Source organism: Cellulophaga baltica 18, assembly GCF_000468615.2.
In the GTDB taxonomy this organism is placed as follows: Bacteria; Bacteroidota; Bacteroidia; order Flavobacteriales; family Flavobacteriaceae; genus Cellulophaga; species Cellulophaga baltica.
Genome location: NZ_CP009976.1, coordinates 3,624,766 through 3,647,291, shown reverse-complemented (window position 1 = coordinate 3,647,291; position 22,526 = coordinate 3,624,766). Strand labels below are relative to the sequence as shown.

The 22,526-nt window shown below is 33.7% G+C and carries 17 protein-coding genes; 12 read left to right on the top strand and 5 right to left on the bottom strand.

Going from position 1 to position 22,526, the window contains the following annotated elements:
- Positions 1–10 precede the first annotated feature (10 nt).
- Entirely contained in the window at positions 11–2,188 is a 2,178-nt protein-coding gene (locus tag M666_RS15620) for an endonuclease MutS2 (RefSeq protein WP_029446596.1), read from the top strand.
- A 307-nt stretch (positions 2,189–2,495) separates the two neighbouring features.
- Here the strand turns inward: M666_RS15620 and M666_RS15615 are convergent, their stop codons facing one another.
- Together M666_RS15615 and M666_RS15610 are read right to left on the bottom strand one after the other, a co-directional pair.
- Complete coding sequence (locus tag M666_RS15615) at positions 2,496–3,344, bottom strand: universal stress protein (RefSeq protein ID WP_029446595.1); 849 nt, start codon at positions 3,342–3,344, stop codon at positions 2,496–2,498.
- 464 nt (positions 3,345–3,808) lie between these two features.
- Positions 3,809–4,210, bottom strand: a complete 402-nt coding sequence (locus M666_RS15610; protein ID WP_029446594.1) for a DUF4890 domain-containing protein — start codon at positions 4,208–4,210, stop codon at positions 3,809–3,811.
- 581 nt (positions 4,211–4,791) lie between these two features.
- On the opposite strand from M666_RS15610, the gene M666_RS20805 reads away from it, so the two are divergent.
- The 5 genes from M666_RS20805 (at position 4,792) to M666_RS15590 (ending at position 12,113) form a co-directional block, all read left to right on the top strand.
- Complete coding sequence (locus tag M666_RS20805) at positions 4,792–5,181, top strand: cation:proton antiporter (protein WP_262486522.1); 390 nt, start codon at positions 4,792–4,794, stop codon at positions 5,179–5,181.
- Between the two features lies 1 nt (position 5,182).
- A complete protein-coding gene (locus M666_RS15605; RefSeq protein ID WP_262486521.1) occupies positions 5,183–6,934 on the top strand; it encodes a cation:proton antiporter in 1,752 nt (583 codons plus the stop codon).
- Between the two features lie 586 nt (positions 6,935–7,520).
- The gene (locus tag M666_RS15600; RefSeq protein WP_029446593.1) at positions 7,521–9,395 is read left to right on the top strand and encodes a tetratricopeptide repeat protein; all 1,875 of its coding nucleotides are present in this window, start codon (positions 7,521–7,523) and stop codon (positions 9,393–9,395) included.
- Between the two features lie 152 nt (positions 9,396–9,547).
- Positions 9,548–9,961 carry a thiol-disulfide oxidoreductase DCC family protein gene (locus tag M666_RS15595; protein WP_029446592.1) on the top strand — a complete coding sequence of 138 codons (414 nt, stop codon included), beginning with the start codon at positions 9,548–9,550 and terminating at the stop codon, positions 9,959–9,961.
- A 115-nt stretch (positions 9,962–10,076) separates the two neighbouring features.
- Positions 10,077–12,113 carry a mucoidy inhibitor MuiA family protein gene (locus M666_RS15590; protein WP_029446591.1) on the top strand — a complete coding sequence of 679 codons (2,037 nt, stop codon included), beginning with the start codon at positions 10,077–10,079 and terminating at the stop codon, positions 12,111–12,113.
- Between the two features lie 11 nt (positions 12,114–12,124).
- Here the strand turns inward: M666_RS15590 and M666_RS15585 are convergent, their stop codons facing one another.
- The gene (locus M666_RS15585) at positions 12,125–13,294 is read right to left on the bottom strand and encodes a peptidase MATCAP family protein (protein WP_029446590.1); all 1,170 of its coding nucleotides are present in this window, start codon (positions 13,292–13,294) and stop codon (positions 12,125–12,127) included.
- Positions 13,295–13,523: 229 nt separating this feature from the next.
- Between M666_RS15585 and M666_RS15580 the strand changes: the two genes are divergently transcribed.
- Genes M666_RS15580 through M666_RS15555 form a run of 6 tightly spaced genes read left to right on the top strand, consistent with a single transcriptional unit; the run spans position 13,524 to position 19,776 of the window.
- On the top strand, positions 13,524–14,126 hold the full coding sequence (locus M666_RS15580; RefSeq protein ID WP_029446589.1) for a CDP-alcohol phosphatidyltransferase family protein: 603 nt from the start codon (positions 13,524–13,526) through the stop codon (positions 14,124–14,126).
- Positions 14,116–14,931 (top strand): phosphatidate cytidylyltransferase, encoded by an 816-nt coding sequence (locus M666_RS15575; protein ID WP_029446588.1) that lies wholly within the window; start codon positions 14,116–14,118, stop codon positions 14,929–14,931. The genes M666_RS15580 and M666_RS15575 overlap by 11 nt, the downstream gene beginning before the upstream one ends.
- A gap of 3 nt (positions 14,932–14,934) precedes the next feature.
- Complete coding sequence (locus M666_RS15570) at positions 14,935–15,978, top strand: patatin-like phospholipase family protein (RefSeq protein ID WP_029446587.1); 1,044 nt, start codon at positions 14,935–14,937, stop codon at positions 15,976–15,978.
- A gap of 59 nt (positions 15,979–16,037) precedes the next feature.
- Complete coding sequence (locus M666_RS15565) at positions 16,038–16,793, top strand: SDR family NAD(P)-dependent oxidoreductase (RefSeq protein WP_029446586.1); 756 nt, start codon at positions 16,038–16,040, stop codon at positions 16,791–16,793.
- Positions 16,775–18,085: a phosphatase PAP2 family protein gene (locus M666_RS20060; protein WP_029446585.1), complete on the top strand. Its 1,311-nt coding sequence runs from the start codon at positions 16,775–16,777 to the stop codon at positions 18,083–18,085. Before M666_RS15565 ends, M666_RS20060 begins: the two co-directional genes overlap by 19 nt.
- Positions 18,082–19,776 carry a bifunctional alpha/beta hydrolase/class I SAM-dependent methyltransferase gene (locus M666_RS15555; protein WP_029446584.1) on the top strand — a complete coding sequence of 565 codons (1,695 nt, stop codon included), beginning with the start codon at positions 18,082–18,084 and terminating at the stop codon, positions 19,774–19,776. The genes M666_RS20060 and M666_RS15555 overlap by 4 nt, the downstream gene beginning before the upstream one ends.
- Positions 19,777–19,933: 157 nt before the next feature.
- Here the strand turns inward: M666_RS15555 and M666_RS15550 are convergent, their stop codons facing one another.
- On the bottom strand, positions 19,934–21,235 hold the full coding sequence (locus tag M666_RS15550; RefSeq protein WP_029446583.1) for a dicarboxylate/amino acid:cation symporter: 1,302 nt from the start codon (positions 21,233–21,235) through the stop codon (positions 19,934–19,936).
- A 61-nt stretch (positions 21,236–21,296) separates the two neighbouring features.
- Complete coding sequence (gene aroC, locus M666_RS15545) at positions 21,297–22,361, bottom strand: chorismate synthase (RefSeq protein WP_025615250.1); 1,065 nt, start codon at positions 22,359–22,361, stop codon at positions 21,297–21,299.
- Between the last annotated feature and the right edge of the window lie 165 nt (positions 22,362–22,526).

The following is a 22,526-nucleotide window of genomic DNA, read 5'->3' as shown; positions in this document are numbered from 1 at the left end:
TTGAAAAAGAATGAATAAGATAAACGATAAGACATTAAAAGATTTAGAATTTTATACAGTTCTAAACCATATTGCAGCACGTTGTAATACAGAGCAGGGTAAAGAAAATGCCTTGCAAATAGTTCCGCTAAGATCAAAAGAATTGATTGTAATACATTTAGGACAAACTTCTGAATATGTTTCTTCTTTTTCCAATGATAACCGGATTCCCAATCATGGTTTTGATGCGATTAATCAAGAGTTAAAACTATTAAAAATTGAAAACGCAACGATAGAAATTTCTGGGTTTAGAAAAATTGGCAATATCTGTAGTACCGTAAATACGATTAAGAAGTTTTTAAAGAAATTTAAAGAGTACTACCCTTTACTTTTTCAAGCATCCGAAGATGTTGAACTAAATATTGAGATTCCAACGCAAATAGATGCTGTCATAGATAGGTTTGGGGAAATTAAAGATAATGCCTCAGATAATTTACGGATTATTAGATCGGAAATTAATGGCTTGAAAGGGAAGATTAATCAGAGTTTTTCTCGGGCGCTGACCATGTACCAAGCTTCAGATTTTTTAGATGAGATTAGAGAATCTGTTGTAGATAACCGTCGTGTTTTAGCGGTAAAAGCCATGAACCGTAAAAAGGTGAAAGGTGCTGTTATGGGTACTTCTAAAACAGGAAGTATTGTTTATATAGAACCAGAAGCTGCACTACAGTTTAGTCGTCAATTAAATAATTTAGAATTTGAAGAGCGAGAAGAGATTCAAAGAATTCTTAGGGTGCTAACCGCGCATATCACTCCTTTTATTCCTGAATTATCTATTTATCAAGACTTTTTAGCCCACATAGATATTACCGCTGCAAAGGCGAAATACGCCATGGAAATGGATGCTGTATTGCCAGAGTTTAGTGAGAATAATGAATTATATTTAAGGGATGCCTACCACCCACTGCTCTACTTAACTAATAAACGCAAGAAAGAAAAGACGTATCCTCAGACGATAGGTTTGCATGATGAAAATAGAATTATTGTTATTTCTGGTCCTAATGCAGGAGGAAAAAGTATCACCCTAAAAACCTTAGGAATTCTACAGGTGATGTTGCAGAGTGGCTTATTAATTCCAGTGCATGAGCGTAGTAAAGTGTGTTTGTTTAGTAGGATATTAACAGATATTGGAGATAATCAATCTATTGAAAATCATCTAAGTACGTACAGTTACCGACTTAAGAACATGAACTACTTCTTACGTAAGTGTGATGATAAAACCTTGTTTTTAATTGATGAATTTGGTACAGGTAGTGATCCGGAATTAGGAGGAGCATTAGCGGAGATTTTCTTAGAAGTATTTTATGAACGTGGTTCTTATGGTGTGATTACTACGCACTACTCCAACTTAAAGTTGTTGGCTAATGAATTGCCCCATGCAACCAATGCCAATATGTTGTTTGATTCAAAAACCTTAGAACCTACGTATCAACTGGTTTTAGGGCAAGCAGGAAGTTCGTTTACATTTGAAGTAGCGCAGAAAAACGGAATTCCATATAGTCTAATAAACCGTGCTAAGAAAAAAATTGAGAGTGGTAAAGTGCGCTTTGATGCCACGATAGCCAAATTACAAAAAGAGCGTAGTTCTATGGTTAAAACCGGAACAAAGCTTAGAGAGGAAGAAACAAAAGCGCGTAGTGAAGCACAACGCTTCGAGGAACTGAATACGAAAGTGAAATCTAAATTAGAAAATTATCAAGAGTTGTATGATTCTAGCCAGCGCATGATTTATTTAGGAAATAAATTGAATGATGCGGCATTGAAATATTTTCAAGATAAAAAGAAAAGACCTCTTGTTTCAGAATTGCTTCGGATTGTAGAAACTGAAAATAGCAAGCGTAAAAAGAAATCTTCGCAACAAGTAAAAATAGAAAAAGCGAAGAAGGTTGAAGTTGAAAAAGAGGTGATTCAGAAAGTTGAAGTCATCAGGGAAGAAAAAAAGAAAGAGAAAAAGATAAAGGCTGTTGTAGAAAAGAATAAGCCTAAACCTGTTTTTAGGCTTGGAGACCGTGTGCGAATGATAGATGGAAAAGCGGTGGGTAGTATTGATAAATTAGAGAAAAATAAGGCGGTGGTTAATTATGGTATGTTCACCACAAACGTAAGTATAAACCAATTGGAATTGGTAGAAGCAAAAAAGAAGAAATAGAATGAATTCATGAGCATTCTAAAAATATAATGAGATTATAAATAGATAAAATTTAGAGCTAAAATTTGTAGACTATTATTGGTAATAGCGCTTAACAGACTACTTTTTAGTAGCTGTGGCTTTTAATAAGGCATATAACAGGAGTAACCTTTCTAAGTCTACTAAAATAATTTCATTCTTGAGAAGAGGTAAAGCCATTATATAGATGGTATAGCAGTCTCTCGATACTTTAATGAAAATTTTATTTTATAAATTTAAGATTTAGCACTCTTGTCATATGTTTTAAGTAATGTGTACTACTATTTTTTTAGTTTCTTAAATCATGTAAAGCCAATACAGGAATGTTAGGGTTATTGCCTAATTCTTTCACCATTGGGTTTGAGAAAATACTACCGAAAAAATTATGCTTCTTGTTTATAAAAGCTATCATCTCGCTTTCGCGACTTTGGAAAAAACAACGCACACCTTCTTGTATGTCTGAACTATATAATACATGGTGCGAAAAACTAGTAGCACCTAAAATCTGATTCAGCAACGCTTTATTTTCCGATTGTTTTTTACTGAATTCTTTATCCTTTTGAATATACAAAATTCGGATGGGAGCATTGGTTATTTTAGAAATTTCAATTAAAGTTGCTAATTCCTTTTCCTTGTAATGCGTTTTAAAACTGGTAGGAAACACAATCTCGTTTGGATTTTTAAAAATAACCTTATCAGGAATTTCAAACACCGGACAGTTTCTAACCTTCTCCATCATATTTACGGCATTACTACCTTGAATTAATTTTTTGTCCTCTTTTCCCCCTTCCGATCCAATAAGTATCAACTCTATATCTTCTTTTTCAACAACTTTTTTGAGTACATCATTAAAAGATCCAAATTCATTCAGAAAATGAAACGTGTGTTTATTGTTCGCATTATTAAAGCGTTCGTGCTTCTTTAACTTTTCCATGCTTTTTTCTGCAAGCTCTTTTACCTCATTTAACTTTTTGTCGGTAGGTTCAGGACTTAAAAGATTGTTTTTGGAATATCCAGTAAGATAGTACGAATGCAAAATAAAGAATTCACAAGATTCTCTTTTGTAGAGCTCAATGGCGTAATTTATTGCGTTATTGGCATTATGTGAAAAATCTGTTGGAATTAATATTCTTTTCATTTTGGAATGATTTTAAGTATATTCCAAAGCTAAGCTTCATTTCGTACACATGAGATGACCGATGTCATCTAAGCAATTTTATTACTATGGATCATTCCAGGAATTCAATATCCATTTTAAAAATTAATAAAAATTACGTGATTCTAGTCTGCGTAGAATTTGTTTTGGAAATAAACTGCTCAACTTCCCCCTAGAAATCAGAAACAGTATGTACAGCACTACCCTGATTGAAAATATAATGGTGAGATAAGGAAGACACAAACAACACAATGGAATTCCCAATAGATGATGCTCATAAAAATCAGGATATCTAGCATGAATGCAGCGCACAAAAAAATGGACGGTTCGAATACTACTTGGAAGTTAATACTTAATCCGTTCTTAACTAGATATAAAAAACGGGTCCAACTATAGAAAAGTTAAACCCGCTGAAATTTTTGTTTACTCAAAATTATGGATCCTGTTTACGACTTCATTTTTTTAGCTCCTTTTTTGTTTTTACCTCTTTTTTCTTGCATGGTTTCCCATTTTTGAAACTGCTCTGTATTTAGAATGCCTCTCATTTCTTCTTTATGAGCATTTAATTGAGCTCCCATTTCAGCTTTTCTTGCTTCACGTTCTTCTTCGGTCGGTTTTTTTCTTTCGCCACTTTTACGCTCTTCCATTTTAGATGTGCGCTCTTGAGCATTTTTAAGATTCATATCATAAACCTTAGCTTGCTGATCTTCATTTAAGCCTAATTCTTTGGTTAATCTTTCTGTGTTTTTTTGAGCAAACGTTTCAGGATCAATGACTTTTTTTTCGCTTCTTTGTGCAATTGCATTCATACCAATGAATAATACGATCACTGTAATTATTTTTTTCATTTTTATATATTTTAATGATTAGCTATTGGTAGGACTCTTATTTTTTAAAAAGGTTTAGTCTTATTAATTTCGGATAGCATTTAAAGACCTTCTTCAGTTCCTATCTTTTTTCGTTACCTGTAACCTGGCATTTTATAAAAAATAAGTACGAAGTAAATTTCTAATTTAGTTGATCATGTGCATGCAACAAATAGCGTTTGACTTGAGAAAGGACTGATGAGTACTTTATAAAATATGTTCATTCAACTAGCGCGTGTCATTAAGACAATACTAGCTGTAATTATTAAATTAATGCAAAAAGAGTAGATTATACCATCTAAAAATACATTTCTTTTAAGAAAAATTAAGCAATACTAAACAACTCGTATAAATGATTGCTTTCATTATTTAATTAGCATACAGTTCATAGTTTCATCTATATTTATAGTACCAAACTATCTTAATTTAGAAAGAGAAAAATTATTTGAATGATGTTTGTTTTTAATGCATTCAAATAAAAAATAGAACGTTTTTAAACGCTCCCCACGTTTATGACTCAAATATTGAGTGAATAATAAATATTTCATTTCATAAATTAAACTATGATAGTAGTAAGCATATTTGAAACATCGCTGCCATTAACAGATCCTGTTTTAAAATTTCTTTTAATATTGGTGATTATTTTGTTTGCTCCAATAATCCTAAACAAAATTAAAATACCACACCTTCTTGGGCTAATAATTGCGGGTGCTGTAGTTGGACCTAATGGTGTTAATTTAATAGAACGAGATAGTGGAATTATATTATCTGGAACAGCCGGATTACTTTACATCATGTTTCTTGCAGGATTGGAAATAGACTTAGTTGACTTTAAAAAAAACAGCAAAAAAAGTATTGTTTTTGGTTTACTTACTTTCAGTATTCCTATGACATTAGGTACCATATGTGGGATTTACATTCTAGATTTCTCTACGCAAACAGCAGTTGGCTAGTATGTTTGCATCTCATACCCTAATTGCTTACCCCTTAATAAGCAAACTTGGTGTTGCCAAAAATAGAGCCGTAAACATAACGGTGGGAGGAACAATGATTACTGATACCCTAGCTTTATTGGTTTTAGCAGTCATTGTTGGAATGACAACTGGAGAAGTAAATGCGCAATTTTGGATCCGATTATCAGTATCCATACTAATTTTTGGTTTCATTGTGTTATTCCTGTTCCCTATTATTGGAAGATGGTTTTTTAAAAAATTTGATGATAATGTTTCTCAATATATTTTTGTTTTAGTAATGGTTTTTTTAGGGGCTGGTCTAGCAGAGCTGGCGGGAATAGAACCTATTATAGGCGCTTTTTTAACTGGTTTAGCCTTAAACAGACTTATTCCTCACATCTCACCTTTAATGAATAGGATAGAATTTGTGGGAAATGCTATTTTTATTCCTTTTTTCTTAATTGGCGTGGGAATGCTTATAGATTTCCGGGTGTTTTTTAAAGATTTTGAAACAATTAAAGTTGCGGCAATTATGATTTTTATTGCAACGCTTGCAAAATTTATTGCAGCATGGTGTACACAAAAAATTTATGATTTTTCTTTAGATGAACGTAGATTGATTTTTGGATTAAGTAATGCTCAAGCAGCAGCAACATTAGCTGCGGTTTTGGTCGGATATTCTATAATTCTTGGGAAAACACCATCTGGTGAGCCGATACGTTTATTAAACGAAACTATTCTGAATGGCACAATACTTATGATTCTGTTTACATGTACTATCGCTTCTTTTGTAGCTCAAAAAGGAGCTCAAAATATTGCACTCTCAGAACATACGGATGCTTTGCCTGAAGAAACTGACCATCCAGAACGAATATTAATTCCTATCAGTAATATGGATACTACTGATGAACTCATTAATTTAGGAATCACTATCAAATCCAAAAGTAACAAAGATGGCTTGTATGCGCTGAGTATTGTTGATAATACTAAGACTAATGGTTCTGCAGATAAACTAGCAAAAACAATACTAAGTAAGGCAGCCATAGCTGCAGCCGCTACAGACACCAACTTACATGAACTATTGCGTTATGATATCAATTTAATAAATGGAATCACTAGCGTTACAAAAGAACACGCCATAACTGATTTAATTCTAGGGCTCCATGTTCATAAAGGTATTTCAGATTCATTTTTAGGAAACCTTACAGAAGGTATTTTAACTAAAAGTAGCACCACCACCTTAATTTATAAACCTGTTCAACCTCTCGGGACTATAAAAAGACATATCGTTATTGTACCTGAAAATGCGGAAAAAGAAATAGGTTTTCCTTTTTGGTTACTAAAAGTGTGGAACATTGCAAGAAATACCAGCGCTAAACTCCTTTTTTATGGCAATGAAAACACTTTAAAATTTATAAAAGATATTAAAAAACAATATCCTATTGAATGTTCATTTGAAACGTTTAATGATTGGGATAATTTTTTGATTATAGCTAAAACTTCTTTCAAAGACGACAACATAATTATTGTTTTAAGCAGAAAAGAACAGCTTTCTTACCATAGAAATATGAGTAAAATTCCGGCTTATTTGAATACGTCTTTTAAAAAGACAAGTTGTATTTTAATTTATCCCATGCAATCTTCTCTAAATACAACGCAGAAGATAAATGTGACCAACCCTAGTTTAATGGAGCCCTTGGAAAAACTAGAGGAAATTAGTAAAACCATAGCTAAGCTTTTTACACACAAATAACAGGCGTAAAAAGACCCCAGTACAACAAGTTAAAATATAGAAAGAGAAAAAGTTAGAAAATAAGTGTTTTAGAAAACGGAAATCTTTCACTGCTATTTCTGATACGCGTTTTGAGGTCAAAAGCAATAACAAAGCACTACCCGATTTCTTCTTTGTTACAGCATATGATATTTAACAAGAACCATAAAAATAGAATTAGAGTTTAATTTGATTCCATTTACTACTTGTATACGATTTTAAGATCAGCATGATTAAAACTAGACGCAATTAGGGCGTACGCCTAATAAATGCTATAGACAAAGTATGGACAACGAAAAGATACTACTATACGATATGTCTTAAAATGGTAGTTATTTGGATATTGTACAATACGCTCTTAATAGCTGTAAAAATGAGGTGTCATTCGATTTTTATACTACTTACTTTAAGGTGATTTTGAGGATAAGGAATAGACATTTGTTCCTATAGCCTTCTGAGGTTTTATGTTATTACAAAGCAGAAAACCGCTATCTTAGAACTCCAGAATGAAAAATATACTCCCCCTATTATTTAAATTATTCCAACTATAAATAGTTTAATTCTAGTTATGAAAGTTTTTATAATGGTATTGGCTACCTTTTGCTTTGCTTTTTCTTATGGGCAAATAGAGCGGAAAGTAGATAGTTTAAAAAAAGCTTTAAAAGCTGAAAAAAGTCTTATAGGTAAAGTAGAAACCCTTGAAACATTGTATGCAATTTTGCGCTACAATAACCCTGAAACCTCCTTAAAATATTCCCTGAAAGCCTACGAGATAGCGCGTACGCTAGAGGATAAAAAAAAGCAACTTAAGGCGGTATATCAATCGGCTATTAGTTATAGAGCATTAAACCAATTAGATGCGGCTGTGTCGTATCATGAGACCGCCATGAAACTTTCTACAGAACTAAAGGAAGAGGTTTTTTACGCAAAAAGCTTATTAGAATTGGCAGATATTAAACGCTTAGACGCTAAAAAAAAGGAAGCTTTAGAAATGCTTAACGAGGCAAAAGCTATATTTGAAAACAATGATGAAAAAGAATTAGTGAATGTTTGCTTAGGTAATATTGCTAGTGTGTACCTGAGTAATGGACAATTTAAATTATCTCAACAATTGTACATGCAAGCATTGAATAACATAGACTCACTACATACGGATCCGCTAACGAAGGCAGATATTATAGCAAGATTAGGAGAGATACAATACAACACAGAAAATTACGAAGCATCTATACCGTATTATTATCAGGCTTTAGAAGTTTATATTGCGGTAGATGATAATATCTGGCAATCTAATATGTACCTGCAAATTGGCACCTCGTGGGCGGCATTGCAGGACTATGATAAGGCTTTAGAGTATTTTTTTAAGAGCCTAGAAATTGCTAAGAACTTTGGACTCATATCAAATGAAGCTATGGTGTATACCAATATTGGTTCAACCTATAGAGAAATGAAGAACTTGGAAGCTTCTGAGGCTTATTTAGAAGAGAGTTTACATTTTCATGAAAAAGAAGGACTTGCTTATAACCATATTGCAGTGCTTTTAGAATTAGGGCGGTTACATATAGATTTAAACAATCTAGAAAAAGCGTTATGTTTCTTAGATGAAGCTATTGATAAATCTACACCCTCCATGCGTTTAGATTATTTAATGGAAGGATATAAATTAAGGTCTACTACTTATGATATGTTGAAAAGTCCGCAAATGGCATTACGCGATTTAAAAGCACACCAAATATTTAAAGACAGCATTTTTAACCATACAAAAATGCAGCAAATAGAAGAATTGAAAACAATCTATGAGACTGAAAATAAACAAACATTACTCGCTTTAAATAAAGAAGAAATTGAAAATTTACAGCATAAATCTAAAGTAGATACCTTAACCAAGAGTCTTTATGCAGGAGGCATGCTTTCTGGCTTGTCATTGTCTATACTCCTATTTTTTATTTTCAGACAACGTCTAAGAAAGAACAAGTCTAATCAAAGGAAATTAGATGAACTTTACAAAAAAGAGATTGAATATAAACAAAAGGAATTGGCAAGCTTAACGGTACATTTAGCACAAAAAAATACATTCACCCAAGATTTAATTGAAGACTTAAAGGAACTGAAAGATAATCCCGATAAATTCAAATTGCAGTTTAGAAGAATTCTGTTGTTGTTAAAAAAGCAGAATTCTGATGATAAGGACTGGGAGTTATTTAAAACTTACTTCGCGGATGTGCATAATGACTTTGATGATAAACTAAGAGCTATATATGCAGATATTACGGAAAAGGAAATAAGGCTAGCGGCTTTTTTAAGGATGAATTTGTCTACAAAAGAAATAGCGGCAATATTTAATGTGCTTCCAGATAGTATCCTGAAGTCTAAATACCGATTAAAAAAGAAGCTAAATTTAGACAAAGATATGGATTTAGGGAGCTTTTTAAATTCGTTGTAAATGCAAGTTTCATAGCTAAAGTAAGAAAATGAAAGCTGTTGCTACTTTTTACGCAAAACCACTATCTGGGAAAAACCCAATTAATTTTTTACTATTATAATGTCGTTCCATAGCCTATCTTTGAGTCAAATTTAGATTGATACAATTTACGTATGCAAGGAAATAATTCTCATAAGATTGTACTTTTTGATGGTGTTTGTAATTTGTGTAACACTTCAATACATACGATTATTAAATACGATAAGAAAGACGAATTCCGTTTTGCATCCTTACAAAGTGAAATAGGACAAAAGCTGGCCAAAGAAAGGCATATAGATACTACACTAGTAGACTCTATAATTTTAATAGAACCAGGAATTGCGTATTACACCAAATCTACAGCGGCATTATTGATCGGTAAATCATTTGGAGGTTTATGGTCTTTATTGACCATTTTTGAATGGTTTCCAGAAAAATTTAGGGATAGTATTTATGACTATGTGGCTAATAACAGATACAAATGGTACGGTAAACAAGATGCTTGTATGGTACCCACTGCTGAATTAAAAGCTAAATTTATAGAATAACACTTTACTCAGTATAAAGCAGTGTTTACTAAGTTCTAAAAGAAGCATACTCAAGGCTCCTTTAAATTATGTTTGGTTCTGGTTAGGTTTACTTTAAATCTAAAACCAACACAATATGAAACAGGTACTATTATTTCTTATTTTATTCCCAATTCTCTTATTAGGAGCAGATAAAACTCCTTCTAAAATAAAAGCGGTCACCGTATTTCTAAATAGTGCAGAAGTTTTAAGAACCGCTAGTTTTCAATTGAAAGAAGGTACTACAGAGCTTATTTTTAATGGTTTGTCTCCTAAAATTGATGAAAGTAGTATTCAAATTTCAGGATTAAAAGGAGTCTCTATTTTGTCTATTGCTTATGATATTAATTATTTAGATTCTAAAGTTTCAGATGAAGAATCTGAAGCATTAACTACAGCTATAAAAACAACAGAATTAGAAATAAGTTTACTTAAAAATCTCATAATAGGATTAGAGGAAGAGGAAAAGGTAATTAATGGAAACCGCCTGCTTAATTCAGAACATCAAGCTATAGATTTAGAAAAAGTAAAGCAAATAAGCACGTATTATAGAGAGCGAATTACTGCGATTAAAAACGAAATTTACACAACAACAATTAAAATTAATGTTTTAAGTGAGGAATTACAACGTATTAATATACAGTATCTTGAGCTGAATTCAACGCCTACTGAGCCTAAGGGAGAAATAAGTATATTATTTGAAACTCCAATCTCTATGCAATTAAGTTTAGAATTAAAATACAACGTCTCTGATGCGGGATGGATACCCAATTATGATCTAAAATCTAATAAGATTAATGATCCAATACGGTTAACTTATAAAGCGCATGTGTATCAACATACTGGCGCGGATTGGGAAAATGTTGTTGTAACGCTCTCCACAGGGAATCCTAATAATTATGCTATTAAACCTGAGTTAGCAACGGATTATCTGAATTTCGGAATGCGTAAAAATTACAACACAGCATCAAAGAAACACAAGTTTTCTTATAATCCAACGGTAAGAACTGTTACAGGAATTGTGACAGATGCCTCAGGACAAGCATTGCCGGGGTGTACCGTACTTATCAAAGGAACTTCTATTAGTACGCAAACAGATTTTGATGGGAGGTATAAATTAAAAATTAGTGGAGGCCAAGAATTAGTGTTCTCCTATATAGGATTTCAACAAGATGAAGTACCTATTTACTCCTCCATTATTAATGCTCGATTACAAGAAGACTCCTCAGCCTTAGATGAAGTTATAGTTGTTGGGTATGGAACGCAAAATAGCGATATGAGCAGAGTTCTAAAAGGGCGAGTGGCCGGAGTTAGTGTTAGAGGAGCCTCCAGTGTTACCGAAGCTTCGCAACCTTTGTATATTATTGATGGTGTTCCGATGGAAGGATTTGAAGAGGGTGATTTGGATGCCAACGAAATACAAAACATAGAAATTTTGAAAGATGCCTCTGCTACTTCAATTTATGGCTCTAGGGCAGCAAACGGTGTTGTCGTAATTACCACGAATAAGAGTTTCTCCGAGGATAATGTTACCAGTACCAAATTTGTAATTAAAAGTCCATATACGATAGTAAGTGATGTAGATATTACGGCAATAGAAATTAACACGTTTAAGCTTGATGCGGTCTATGAGTTTTTTGCTGCTCCCATAATTAATGAAAATGTTTTTCTTACGGCTAGATTCAAAGATTGGGAGAAATTAAATCTGCTACCTGGTGAAGCCAATATTTATTTTAATGGCGGATATGCAGGGAAAACTACCATAGATCCTTATGCTGTAAACAAAGAAATGACTGTTTCATTAGGTATTGATGCCTCCATTGCTGTAACTAGAAAACAAGATAAAAATTTTAAGAGTAAATCTTTTACTGGAAGTAATAGAATTGTAGACCGAACTTATAATTTAGAAGTGAAAAATAATAAAGCGGAACCCGTAAAACTAATTTTAATGGACCGTATTCCTGTTTCAGCCAATAAAGAAATTAAAATAGAAGATATTATAGTTAATGATGCCACTTATGATAAAGAAAAGGGTTTGCTAACTTGGGAGCTAAATTTAGCCTCAAAGCAAGAAAGCAAACACCAATTTTCTTTTCAAGTAAAACATCCAAAAGGGCGTAGTATAAGTTTATAAGCTAATGCAACCTATTTTAAGTGATTAAGAATAAAATCGAGCGTAGCGTTCTCATTCTTATTTTCCTTAAAAGCAATATTTCTATGGGTTATAGGGCTGGCTAATCCTAAATCTTGAAGATTTACGATGTCTGCTTCATAATCCATAGTTACTTTTCCAGTTAGAAGTGTGTCCATCTCTTCGCCTCTTTGGTGGCGTTTGTAGATTTTTTTTAATCCACTTAGGTATAATCTGTCTTTTGTAAAGCCACCACCACGGTGTACTCTCATGGTGATGCTAAAAGCATCATTTCTATTAAGTTTATACGTACCGTGTATCAAATCAAAAGTATCAGAAAAGCTATAACCTTTAATTAAACTATCACTTGCTAGAACTCTATAAGCTAATGTTTTAAGTCTTTCTAATGTTAGAGCTCCGCTCATGTATTCACTAAAGACAGCAAGCCCCTCTTGGGTTTCTACATTACGAGGAAAACCGTTGGAAAATATCTTCAAAGGTTGCTCAATTCCGTTGTAGGTGGTTACTAAATGCACCCCAATTTCATGGTTAGCCAATGTTAATAATTGATTCTTGCTAAACTTGGTATTTTTTTTAATTAACAAGGTTTGGGTGCTATTACTTACCATAGCATCTGCAGCAATAGCTGTAGATAATTTTATGTTTAAAGGAAAGTCATACAACTTAGAAAATTCATCAAAATAAGCCTTAGCATCATCTGGGGAATAGATTTTCTCCATATCTGCTCTTTCCGTTTCATTACTGTAATGAAGTATAAATTGCGCATTTTGCACATCTTTCTCTGTTGGCGAGCCATAGAGCCTTAAAGAATTATAATAAAATTTCTTAGGCTCACCAATGGTTTGTATGCATTGGGCCATATTAGAATAGTAATAGATGATATCTTGATAGAGCTTCTGTACTTTTTGATCTGTAATACGTTCCAAGCGTTGTGAAAACAACATTCGGTGTAATTTATAGGGATGAAACTTTATCTTCGGATATTTAAGAATAGGATTTTCTGTATATTTTGAAGCAAAAAAACGTTGTTTTTCCTTCTCGGTATTTAACGGGTTTAAATAACTTAATAACTCAATTTTTTTAACCAATCGGTTTAAATTTGAGTCTATTTCAAACAAAGATTCATTGGCTCTTTGTAAGGCTACTAAGTCTTTTGCATTCATTCTAGTTGGGTATTAAAAACGCCACAAGGTAATCAATCTATCTGAGTCATTTTTGGGACTTTTCATTTTTCGGTCCGTAGTTTTCGCTAAATAATAATAGCATTTCATCACAGAATTACCGCATCTTAAATATCTAGTTTTAGTATTTTTTAGCGCAGCCAAGGAGATAGGGTAACTTCTAATAAAAAGACTTAGATTTGGAATATAATGTAGAAAAAAAGCAGCTTACATGATTTCCATTTATAAATTAAAACCCAAATTTCAACAACTACTAAATCCTGTTTTAATTTTTTTGCACAAATGTAATGTAACCGCAAATCAAATTACGATAGCTTCTATTTTACTATCTCTTATTATCGGAGTATTGTTCTGGAACGCAGATAGGATGCACTGGTTTTTCTTAAGCTTGCCAATTGGACTATTGCTACGAATGGCGTTAAATGCCTTAGATGGTATGATGGCTCGAAAGTTTCATCAAACCAGTACTCTCGGTGAAGTTTTAAATGAAATGGGGGATTTAGTTTCCGACGTTATTATTTTCTTTCCCTTGATGAAGTTTCAGCCAGAGAGCTTATATAGCATCATTGCGTTTATTTTATTCAGTATCATTAATGAATTTGCTGGAGTCTTAGGAAAGGTGGTTGGAAAAGAACGGAGAAATGACGGACCTATGGGTAAAAGCGATCGTGCTTTACTTTTAAGTATTTATGGTCTACTCCTATTTTTTGGCGTAAACCTTGCGACATATTCTAGGTACATTTTTGGAATAATTATTTTATTGCTCGTACTTAGTACTTTTACGCGTCTTAAGAAAGCATTACATGGAGCTTGAAGTAAATAATTCTGAAAATAAATTTTCTGACGTTCCGCTAAGGGTAAAAACATGGTGCTATATTATTTTGGTATTTGCCATCTCTATTTCTAGTTCTATAACCATGAAACTTTTTATTTCTTGGATAGGGTGCCAAGTTTTATATGAATTTTTAAGGATGTTTCAAGTTAAAAGAAACCTTTTTATTATTGCTTTGAGCCTAGGAATTGTACAATTTTCATTGTTGTATTTTTTGAATTTTGAACCTTATTCCCTGTATGCTGCAGTATTCTTGATTACATTTCTGGTATATTTTCTGATGCTAAAAGTTACCGTAAAGCAAGGTGTTGGTATTGTAATAGGACTAAGTTTGAGTCTTCTGGTTTTTCCACATTTATTATATGTAAGAGAGAGTGCTTTTGGTATAAAAGCCCTTGTTTATTTAGTAGTTCTTACAGAATTAAATGATGTCTTTCAATATTTTATGGGTAAGCTTTTTGGAAATCATAAGGTAATGCCTAAAATTAGTCCCAATAAGACATGGGAAGGTGTTGTAGGCGGTGTAGGTCTCACCATAGTACTTAGTATTATCTTAGGGTATTTTCTTTTACCATTCACTATTCTGATTCAGGTAATTTTGGGTATAGTTTTGGGGGTTGCAGGTTTTTTTGGAGATGTTTTTATGTCTCTACTAAAGCGAAAAGCAAATGTGAAAGACACTGGAACGTTACTGCCTGGTCATGGCGGACTTATGGATAGAATGGATAGTCTTATTTTTAATGCGCCTATTTTCTTTTGGGTACTGCCGCTATTTGTAAAAAGCTAAGCTATGGAACGTAAATTCAATAATGCTTTTATTCTTTCTGGCGGAGGTACACGGTTAATGATTTATCTTGGAATGTATGCGGCATTAGAAGAGTTGCAAATGAAACCAGATGTTCTTATTGCAACTTGCGGAGGTGCTTTTGCAGCAGCAGTGATAACAACTTTTCCAGATACGATTTCACGCAAAGCATATTTGAAATCAGAAGAATACTATCAATTTGCAACAAAAGACCGGCTAACAAAAGAGAAGAAGTTGTCGAGGATAGGACTTCTTTCACTCCAAAAAGTATGGTCTAAAAAGAATGCACCTTTTATAGAAGACGTATTCTATAAATATCTTGCAGACGTATCTCAAGATTTTTCCAGAGATTTTCCTTCATTGACAGCAACAAGGTTTTCTTCAGAAATACCTACACTCTTGATAGGCTCTCAAATACTTTTTGATCCTAAGCTTATAGGACAAAAAAGAGGCGGTAAAAAATTGTATCAAAAAGTGATATTTACAGATAAAGAAACGGCTAGTAAAATAGACCTAAGTGCAATTACCATTACTTCCGAAAATTATAAAAATAGTGCCGTATCAGCATCAGTAAAAATTAAAACAAATCTCTCCATGTTAGTTAGTGCACGGATTTCTGTTTCTGATATGTATTACGTGGCTCCTGTGTACTTAGAAGATACCTACTTTGCAGGAGGCGCTGTTGATTTAATTCCTATTGAATTGGCTAAACATCTAGCCAAAACAGTAACTATAGAAAAAAAACAGTCTTATAGTCCGGTTGAAGAAGCGCTGGTACGTGCAGTTTTAGGGTATAGTGGCAACCAACGTTTACAAGAAATTGAAAATCAGGGCGCTAATTTTCAGATTGATACCATTCATATCAAGAAAGATTTAAAAGGGCATTTCATCAAGAAAAGTATAGATTGGAAAAACCTTGAGATTTGCTTTGAATACCCTAAATCTTATCAAGACTTTAAAGATGATATGGATAAACAATGGGAGTACGGATATCAGCAAACCATGAAGGCCATGCAATCAGAAAAGTAATTCTATTAATTGCTTTGAAAAACTTACATTTATAAACTCATGAAAATAGCCTTTTGCATATGAATGTTTTTATTGCCGGCGGAACCTCTGGAATTGGATATTCATTAGCACTACATTATTGCGCTAAGGGCTTTCATGTTGGGGTTTGTGGTAGAGATTTAGATAAAATTTCGGGAAATAAGCCTTCTAGTTTACTTGCGTATCAGGTAGATGTTTGTGAGATTTCTTCACTTACGTTGGCCGTACAAAGCTTTTTAAATGAACAGGAAAATCTAGATCTCTTCATAAATTGCACAGGTAGCTACGCAGAAGATGTTGCAGGAAAAATTTCTTATGAAGAAGCTGCGCAAATGCTTAAAACCAATATTTTAGGAGCTACCAATTGCTTTGAAGTTGCAAGAACGGCTATGCTACATCAAAAAAGTGGTCATATTGTGGTAATTGCATCTGTATCAGGTATTTTAGATTATAAGAACTCTAGTCTGTATACGAAAACTAAACGTGCTATACTCCAAATTTCAGATGCTTATCATAGAGCCTTAAAACCTTTCGGCATTTCAGTAACTACTATTGCTCCGGGGTATGTGGATACCTTAAAATTAAGAGCATTAAACAACAACGACTTGAGTAAAAAACCTTTTTTAGTACCGCTTGATGTGGCTACAAAAAAAATTGTCGAAGCTATTGATGCTAAAAAAAAGCTGGTTATTTTTCCTTTAAAAATGAAATGGATGATGACATTTTTATCGCTACTCCCTGCTCCTATTCTTAATCTTATTATGTATAAAAAAGCCAAATGGATGAAGCAAGAGTAACAATAGGGACAAGAATAAAGCTAGTGGCGCTGTGTGCTACGGTATTTAGTCTGTTCTATAATGTGAATGCTTGGTATGCGTCTACGCTAGATTACGTGCCTTCATTTATTTTTAGTTTTGAGCAGTACATTCCCTTTATTCCTTGGACAGTAATACCATATATGACTAGCGGAATATTTTTTGTCATTGTTTTTTTTCTTTGTGAAACAAGGCAAGAACTACAGACCTTGACAAAACGGGTCGTATTTGTGAGTGTTGCTGCTGGGTTATTTTTTCTATTATTTCCTTTGAAATTTTCATTCATAAAACCAGAAACAAGTAGTGTTTTATTTAATTTTTTCTTTCAATTTATTAAAAAAGTAGATTCTCCTTTCAATGAAGCTCCTTCATTACATATCGCTTTTGCTTTTATATTTTGGTCGGTCTTTAGAAACTTTACAGCTCCCTGGCGTCAAGTCTCGGCCGTATGGTTGGTGTTATTGGGTCTCGCTACGTTGACCACGTATCAGCATCATTTACTAGATGTAGTTACTGGAGCCATATTAGGGCAATTGAGTTTTATCGTTTTTCCTGCGGAGAAAAACAATTTCAAATTACGAAATTTTTACCTCGCCAACTGTTATTTTTTAGGAGGCTGGCTGGTGATTCTGTTAAGTCTGGTGGTTTTTGAATTTTATCATGCAAGCGGACTCATTTTATTATGGCCCGCATTGGTTCTATTTTTAGTGGGGTACCATTACCAAAAAAATAGCATATACTTTTTAAAAAATAACGAGGGTACTATTCCGTGGTATAAAAAAATAGTGTATTTCCCATACATCGGGCTGTATTGGTTGTTTTGGAAATTTTTAAGGAAAAATAAAAAGCCTATAGAACTTATTCCAAAGCTGTATGTTTCGTCGAGGCTTGATCATTCAGAATTTCAAAATTTTAAAGGCAATCAAAACACTTTAGTATATGATTTTTCGGCAGAATTGGAAGAAAATAATGCAATTAAGGGTAATTGTGTGTATCATGCTGTTCCCTTATTGGATATCGGAGCATTCGATACTATCGAAATTAAAAGAATCGTCTTAGAAATAACATCACATTACAAGGAATTACCTAAAGATGGAAAAATACTAATTCATTGTACTATGGGGCTTAGCAGAAGTACATTGGTTGGGATTCTTGTTGTAAAAAATATTCTATCTTTACCTTTAGACGAGGCACTAATAAAAATAAAAACCACCCACAAAAATGCTGTAATACATAGCTATGTACAGGATTTTTTAAAGACAATCAATATATGAGTAACGGACATTTTAATAGTTTTGATGGAAGCGAAATTTTTTATCGCAAATGGAATTTCAAACCATCTCAAAAGAGTGTTATCATCATTCATCGTGGACATGAACATTCTGAGCGTTTAAATGATATTGCTACTTCTTCTCAATTTTCAGAGTATAATATTTTTGCTTTTGATCTTCGGGGTCATGGTCATACGAAGACAGAAACATCTTCTGTTTTTATGGACTATGTGAGAGATTTAGATGCTTTTGCGCTCTATTTAAAATCCGCATACACTATTCCTAGTACAGATATGTTTGTAATAGCAAATAGTATTGGTGGTGTCATTGCTTCTGCATGGGTTCATGATTACGCGCCAAATATTGCCGGTATGGCACTGCTTGCTCCTGCTTTTAGAATCAACCTCATTGTACCTTTAGCCAATGAGATGATTACTTTGGGTACTAAGTTGAAAAAGGATTTGATTATTAAAAGCTATGTAAAATCTACCCTGTTAACACACGACGTAGCGCAGCAAAATGCCTATGATACAGATTCTTTGATTACACGATCCATTGATGCCAAATTATTGATAGACTTAGCAGATGCAGGTAAACGCTTGGTAGAAGATGCAGCAGCTATAGATACCCCAACGCTTATTTTGTCTGCAGAGAAAGACAAGGTGGTATTTAATAAGGATCAAAAAATATTTTTCGATAAGTTAGACACAAATTTAAAGCAACTTGAATTATTGCCAGACTTTTTTCATGGTATTTTGTTTGAAACCGAAAAAGAATTGGTCTATGATAAGATGAAAGCTTTTGCAGTACAGAGTTTCAAGCAACCCCAGAAAAAGCTTAGCCTTGAGCCGGATCAATTTTCAATGGTAGAACATAGGAGTCTACAAAATAAAGAAGGTAATAACTTAAATTTCAAGTTTCAAAAATGGTCTTTAAGTAAAATAGGAAAAATTAGTGACGGGATGGCTATTGGCTTAGAACATGGTTTTGATTCTGGGGCATCTCTAGATTATGTCTATCATAATAAACCTAAAGGAAAATTAGGTTTTGGTACCATGATGGATAAAAATTACCTTGAAGCAATAGGTTGGCGAGGTATTAGAATACGAAAGCAGCACTTGCTACAACTTTTAGAAAAGAATATAGAGCAGTTAAAAAAAGCAGGCCGCAGCATTAAAATTTTAGACGTTGCTGGGGGTACCGGAAATTACCTGTTTGATATTAAAGATACATACCCTGAGGCAGAAATTGTAATCAATGAATTTGTAAAAGAGAATATTGATATAGGACAGAAAGTTATTGATACTAAAGGGTATAAGAACGTTCGATTTACCAATTTTGATTGTTTTGATCCAGAGACGTATAAGAAAATTAATTTTGAGCCAACTATTATTATCGTATCCGGGATATTAGAACTCTTCGGTGATAATGAAATGGCTAGTAAAGCGCTAGCGGGAATACAATCTGTTGCTGAAAAGAATGCGCATGTGGTCTATACGGGTCAGCCGTGGCATCCGCAATTAAAAATGATAGCCTATGTGTTAAATAGTCATCAAAAGAAAAATTGGGTGATGAGAAGAAGATCTCAGAAAGAATTAGATAGATTGATGGCGTATAATGGCATCTATAAAGAAACCATGCTCATTGATGATTTTGGAATCTTTACCGTTTCATCAGCTAAAGTAAATTATTAAGTAGTGGTAGTTAATTGATTGTAAATCAAATGATACTGCCTTACTTTAAGATGCTTATCTGTATGCATAGTGCATAACTTTATCTAATAAACTTCATTCATTAGCATAAAAAAAGAGTCCTATTTTGGACTCTTTTTTATGTATAAATAATTAATATCTAAGCTTTATAATTGTCATCCCATTTTCTTTCTTTAGGATCATGTAGTTTGTCTACAGATTTAGCAACCATCATGGATACGGCAGCATCACCCGTAACATTCACTACTGTTCTACACATATCTAATGGTCTATCTACCGCAAAAATTAAGGCTAAGCCCGCTTCTGGTATTCCTGCTTGAGAAAGAACAATAACTAGCATCACCATTCCGGCTCCGGGTACCGCAGCGCTACCAATAGAGGCTAAAGTTGCTGTAACGATAATTCCTAATTGCGCCCATAAATCTAGATCCATACCAAAGGCTTGTGCTATAAAAATAGCAGCTACAGCTTGATATAAACTTGTACCATCCATATTAATAGTGGCACCAATAGGTAACACAAAACTGGTAACTTCTTCATCTACGCCTAAATGCTCTTCTACGCGCTCCATAGTAACAGGTAAGGTAGCGGCACTAGAGCTCGTAGAAAAAGCTAAAAGCTGCGCAGGAGACATCCCTTTTAAGAAAAATGAAGGCGATTTTTTAGTGAATATCCACACAAAACCAAGGTATACGCATATCATTAAAAATAATCCAACAATAACACATAAGGCATACCAAGCTAAGGCCTTAAATAAGTCCAAGCTAGGAGATTCTACTACTAGTGCTGCTAATAATGCAAATACACCAAACGGAGCAGCAAGCATTATTAAATCAATTAATTTTAGAATTACTTCATTAAAGCCGTCAAAGAATTTTTTTACTGGTGTGGATTGTTCTTCTGGGATAAGGATCAATCCAATTCCAAAGAAAATAGCGAAGAAGATAACTTGTAGCATATTACCATTATCACTTGCCGCTTTAAAGATATTGCTAGGTACAATATCTTCCAGAGCTTGTAATGGACCCGATTCTTCCTGCTTGTGTGCTTGCGCTATTCTAGAATCAGCATCACCTTTATAGTTTTCAACAAGCTGAGTTCTTGTTTCTTCCGATATAGATTTTCCGGGTTGTATAATATTTACCACAGCTAAACCTATAGAAACGGCTATGACGGTAGTAACAATATAAATTCCTATAGTCCTACCTCCCATTTGTGAGAGTTTAGAAATATCTTTTAAGTCTGACACTCCTTTTATTAAGGAAGCGAGTATTAAAGGAACTGCAATAAGTTTAAGCGAGTTGATGAATATATTTCCGAAAGGTTTTATCCAATCTGAAACAAATTTTGCTCCCCAATCAAATTGAACCATTATGAATGCAAATAATACTCCGGCTAACATGCCTATTAAAATTTGCCAGTGCAATTCCAATTTCTTCATAAAATAATTAGTTTTAGGACAGAAAGATACAGTTTTGAACCTTAATCTACCAAATCCCTAACTATAATTTTATGGTTCTGTTTAGTAAAGTGAAGTCTGCCAAGACTATAGCAGCCATTGCTTCTACGATAGGCACTGCTCTTGGTACTACACAAGGGTCATGACGTCCTTTTCCTTGCGTCTTGATCATATTACCTTCTTTGTCGATGGTCTCGTAAGGTTGTATTACGGTTGCTACGGGTTTAAAGGCTACGTTGAAGTAGATGTCCATGCCGTTAGAAATGCCTCCTTGTATGCCTCCACTATAGTTTGTTTTTGTGGTGCCATCCGGATTGTATTGATCATTATGATCGCTACCTTTTTTAGTCACGCCATCAAAACCACTTCCGTATTCAAAACCTTTAACAGCATTAATAGAAAGCATTGCTTTACCCAACTCCGCATGTAATTTATCAAAAACAGGTTCTCCTAAGCCAATTGGGACATTCTGAATAACACAAGTTACAATACCTCCAATAGTATCACCTTCTTTTCTTATTTCTTTGATATAATCTTCCATTTTTGCCGCAGTTGCAGGATCTGGACAGCGTACTGGATTGCTTTCTGTTAGAGAGAAATCTAAATCTTGATAGTTTTTATCTAATTTAAGGGTGCCCACCTGAGATACATACGCATTAATTTTAATAGCGCTTACAAATTGTTTGGCGATAGCACCGGCTACTACTCTACTTGCTGTTTCGCGAGCAGAACTTCGTCCACCACCCCGGTAGTCACGAAAACCATATTTTTGATCATAGACATAATCGGCATGTGAGGGCCTGTAAGAATCTTTTATATGTGTATAATCATGGGACTTCTGATTAGTGTTATGGATAGCAAAACCTATTGGAGTTCCTGTGGTAACGCCTTCAAAGATTCCTGAATAAAATTCGACGGTATCCGGTTCTTTTCGCTGGGTAACAATAGCAGACTGGCCCGGTTTACGTCGGTTTAATTCATTCTGAATTTCTTCTAAGTTTATGGCAATACCTGCTGGGCAACCATCTATAACTCCACCAATTGCAACACCATGAGATTCTCCAAAAGTGGAAAGTTTAAAAATAGTTCCGTATGTATTTCCTGCCATTTCTTCTTAAAATTTAACAGATTCAAAGGTAATTCTAAATTCATATAAACCCAAACTTAGAGTGGTCTTAATCTAAAATTTACCTTGTAGGAAATTACATAATAAATATTTAACATTTAACTGATATAATGTTGATTTTCAATTGATGATAACTTTATAGTCTCT